Here is a 3,794-nt window from a genome sequence, read left to right as displayed (position 1 = left end):
GGCCGGGGCGCTCGGCGCGCCGGCCCGGACCAGCCGCCGGGCGTGCAGCCCGCCGGCGCGGACGGCCAGCTCCTGCTCGGTGCCGTCGGTGAGCGCGGCGGCCAGCCGGGCCAGCGCGGCCGGGTCGGGCGCGGTGGGGAGGTCGACCAGCCCGCCCCAGCGGTCGGGGTACTCGGCCGCCAGCACCGGGCCGAGACCCCAGAGCAGCGCCTGCCCGGCCGCGGTCACCCGGTCCGCGGTGCCGTCCACCGCCACGGCGCCGCAGGTGAGCAGGTGCAGCGGCACGGTCAGACCGGCGTCGCCCAGCGCCTGGGCCAGCGTGACGGTGGCGGTGAGCGTGCCGACCTCGGCCGCCTCGCCGGCGGTGCAGCCGAGCAGCGAGAGCACGCCGGTGACGGTGGTCGACTCGGCTGCGGCGCGCAGGAGTTCGGCGAGGGCGGCGCGCTCGACCGGCTGCGGACCGAGGACCAGCGGCACGGTCGGCAGTCCGGCCGCCGTCAGGGCGTCGGTGACCGCGCCGGTCAGCGCGTGGTCGGCGAGCTCGGCGGGCAGCACCAGCAGCCGGCTGCCGTCGGCCGCGGCGGCCGGACGGGCTGCCGGGGCCGACTGCCGCCAGCGGAGCTGGTAGCGCCAGCCGTCGGCCGCGGTGCGTTCCTGCTGCCGGCGGCGGTAGGCGGCCAGCGCGGGCAGCACCGAGTCGAGCTGGGCCGGGTCCAGACCGAGCGAGGTGGCCAGTGCCGGCAGGTCGTCCTGCTCCACCGCCTGCCAGAACTCCCGGTCGGCCGAGGGCGCTTCGGCCTCGGGGGCGTCCAGCCAGTACCGGCGGCGCTGGAACGCGTAGGTGGGCAGCTCGGCCCGGCGGGTGCCGGCCGGCAGCGGCCAGTGCACCGGCGCGCCGGCGACCTGGAGTTCGGCGGCCGAGGCCAGGAAGCGGTGCAGGCCGCCCTCGTCGCGCCGCAGCGTGCCGGTGACCAGCGCCTCGGGGGCGGTCTCCTGCACCGCGGCGGTGAGCACGGGGTGCGGGCTGACCTCGACCAGGACGCCGTGCCCGGTCTCGGCCAACAGCCGGGTGGTGGCCTCGAACTCGACGGTGCTGCGCAGGTTGCGGTACCAGTAGGCGGCGTCCAGGCCGGTGGTGTCGAAGCGCTCCACGGTGACGCTGGAGTAGAACGGCACGGTCGCGGCGCGCGGGGTGATCGGGGCCAGCAGGTCGAGGAGTTCGGCCTGGAGCTGCTCGACGTGGGCGGAGTGCGAGGCGAAGTCCACCGGGATCCGGCGGGCCCGGACCTCCTCGGCGGCGCAGGTCGCCAGCAGCTCCTCCAGCGCGTCGTTGTCGCCGGAGACCACGATCGACCCGGGACCGTTGATCGCGGCCACCGAGAGCCGACCGTCCCAGTCGGCCACCCGCTCGGCGGGCAGCGCGGTGGAGACCATGCCACCACGCCCGGCGATCGCCCTGATCGCCTTGCTGCGCAGCGCCACCACCCGGGCGCCGTCCTCGAGCGAGAGTGCGCCCGCGACCACGGCGGCGGCGATCTCGCCCTGGCTGTGGCCGACCACGGCGGCGGGCCGCACCCCGACCGAGCGCCACAGCTCGGCCAGCGAGACCATCACCGCCCAGAGCACCGGCTGCACCACGTCGACCCGGTCCAGCCAGTCGCTCTTGCCGAGCACCTCCAGCAGCGACCAGTCGGTGAACGGCGCCAGCGCGCGGTCGCACGCGGCCATCCGGTCGCGGAACGCCGGTGCGGTGGCGAGCAGTTCGCCGGCCATGCCGGCCCACTGCGAGCCCTGCCCGGCGAAGACGAAGACCAGCTTGCCGCGGCTCGCGGCGGTGCCCTCGACCAGCCCGGGCGCCGGCGTGCCCGCGGCCAGCGCGGCGAGCGAGGCCAGCAGTTCCTCGCGGTCGGCGCCCACCAGCACGGCCCGCCGCTCGAGCGCGGCGCGCCCGGTGGCCAGGGTGCGGGCCACCTCGGCGGGGCGCAGCTCGGGGTGGGCGGCCAGGTGGGCACCGAGCTTGGCGGCCTGGGCGCGCAGTGCCTGGGTATCGCGGCCGGAGAGCGGCCAGGCGGTCGCCGGCTGCGGGGCCGGGGCGGCGGGCTGCTCCGGCTGCTCGGCCGGGTCGGCCTGCTCCAGGATCACGTGCGCGTTGGTGCCGCTGACGCCGAAGGAGGAGACGCCGGCCCGGCGCGGGCGGCCGGTCTGCGGCCAGTCCCGCTGCTCGGTGAGCAGCTCGACCGCGCCGGTCGACCAGTCGACGTGCGGGGTGGGCGCGTCCACGTGCAGGGTCTTCGGCAACACGCCGGCGCGCATCGCCTGCACCATCTTGATCACGCCGGCCACCCCGGCGGCCGCCTGGGTGTGGCCCAGGTTGGACTTCAGCGAGCCCAGCCAGAGCGGCCGGTCGGCAGGGCGGTGCTGGCCGTAGGTGGCGAGGATCGCCTGCGCCTCGATCGGGTCGCCCAGGGTGGTGCCGGTGCCGTGCGCCTCGACGGCGTCGACGTCCGCGGTGGTCAGCTGCGCGTTGGCCAGCGCCGCCCGGATCACCCGCTCCTGGGACGGGCCGTTGGGCGCGGTCAGGCCGTTGGAGGCGCCGTCCTGATTGACGGCGCTGCCGCGCAGCACCGCGAGGACGGGGTGCCCGTGGCGGCGGGCGTCGCTCAGCCGCTCCAGCAGCAGCAGGCCGGCGCCCTCGGCCCAGCCGGTGCCGTCGGCGGCGGCCGCGAACGGCTTGCACCGCCCGTCGGCGGCCAGCGCGCGCTGGCGGCTGAACTCGATCAGGGTGGCCGGGGTGGACATCACGCTCACCCCGCCGGCCAGCGCCAGCTCGCACTCGCCGCCGCGCAGCGCCTGGGCGGCCAGGTGCAGCGCCACCAGCGAGGAGGAGCAGGCGGTGTCCACGGTGACCGCCGGACCCTCCAGCCCGAAGGTGTAGGCGATCCGGCCGGAGGCGACGCTGGCGGCGCTGCCCGCGCCCAGGTGGCCCTCGAAGCCCTCGGGGGCCTGGCGCAGCCGCGAGCCGTAGTCGTTGTACATCACCCCGACGAAGGTGCCGGTGCGGCTGCCGCGCAGCGTGGCCGGGTCGAGGCCGGCCCGCTCGAAGGCCTCCCAGCTGGTCTCCAGCAGCAGGCGCTGCTGCGGGTCCATGGCCAGCGCCTCGCGCGGCGAGATGCCGAAGAAGTCCGGGTCGAAGTGGTCGGCCTGGTGCAGGAAGCCGCCGCCGGTGGCGTAGCAGGTGCCGGCGTGGTCCGGGTCCGGGTGGTAGAGCCGGTCCAGGTCCCAGCCGCGGTCGGTGGGCAGTCCGGCCACCGCGTCGACGCCGTCGCCGACCAGCCGCCACAGCTCCTCGGGGGTGGTCACCCCGCCCGGGTAGCGGCAGCTCATCGCGACGATGGCGATCGGGTCGGCCGGGTCGGCGGGGGCGGGGCCGACCGGGGTGCCGGGCGCGGCGGTGGCCGGCCGGGCGCCGAGCAGCTCGGCGTGCAGCTTGCGGGCGACGGCCGCCGGGTTGGGGTGGTCGAAGACCAGGGTGGCGGGCAACCGCAGGCCGGTGGCGGCGGTCAGGCGGTTGCGCAGGTCGACCGCGGTGAGCGAGTCGAAGCCGAGGTCCTTGAACGCCTGCCGGGTGTCGACCGCGGCGGCGTCGGCGTGGCCGAGCACGGCGGCGACCCGGGTGCGGACCAGGTCGAGCAGTTGCTCCTGCTGCTCCGGCTCGGGCAGCCCGGCGAGCCGCTCACGCAGCCGGCCGGCCTCGCCGGCAGCCTCGCGCGGGCCGCGCGGGTCGCCGCCGGCCA

The 3,794-nt window shown here is 77.6% G+C and carries 1 protein-coding gene; it reads right to left on the bottom strand.

Annotated elements, in window-relative coordinates; all coding sequences use genetic code 11:
* A partial coding sequence (locus tag ACQRUO_RS38865) for a type I polyketide synthase (RefSeq protein ID WP_428320906.1) occupies window positions 1-3,794 on the bottom strand: 3,794 nt, incomplete at both ends.

The sequence above is a fragment of the Kitasatospora sp. LaBMicrA B282 genome (genome assembly GCF_050325825.1).
Taxonomy (GTDB): Bacteria; Actinomycetota; Actinomycetes; order Streptomycetales; family Streptomycetaceae; genus Kitasatospora.
Note: the sequence above shows the minus strand (reverse complement) of the source record. Positions and strands in the feature narration are given on the sequence as shown.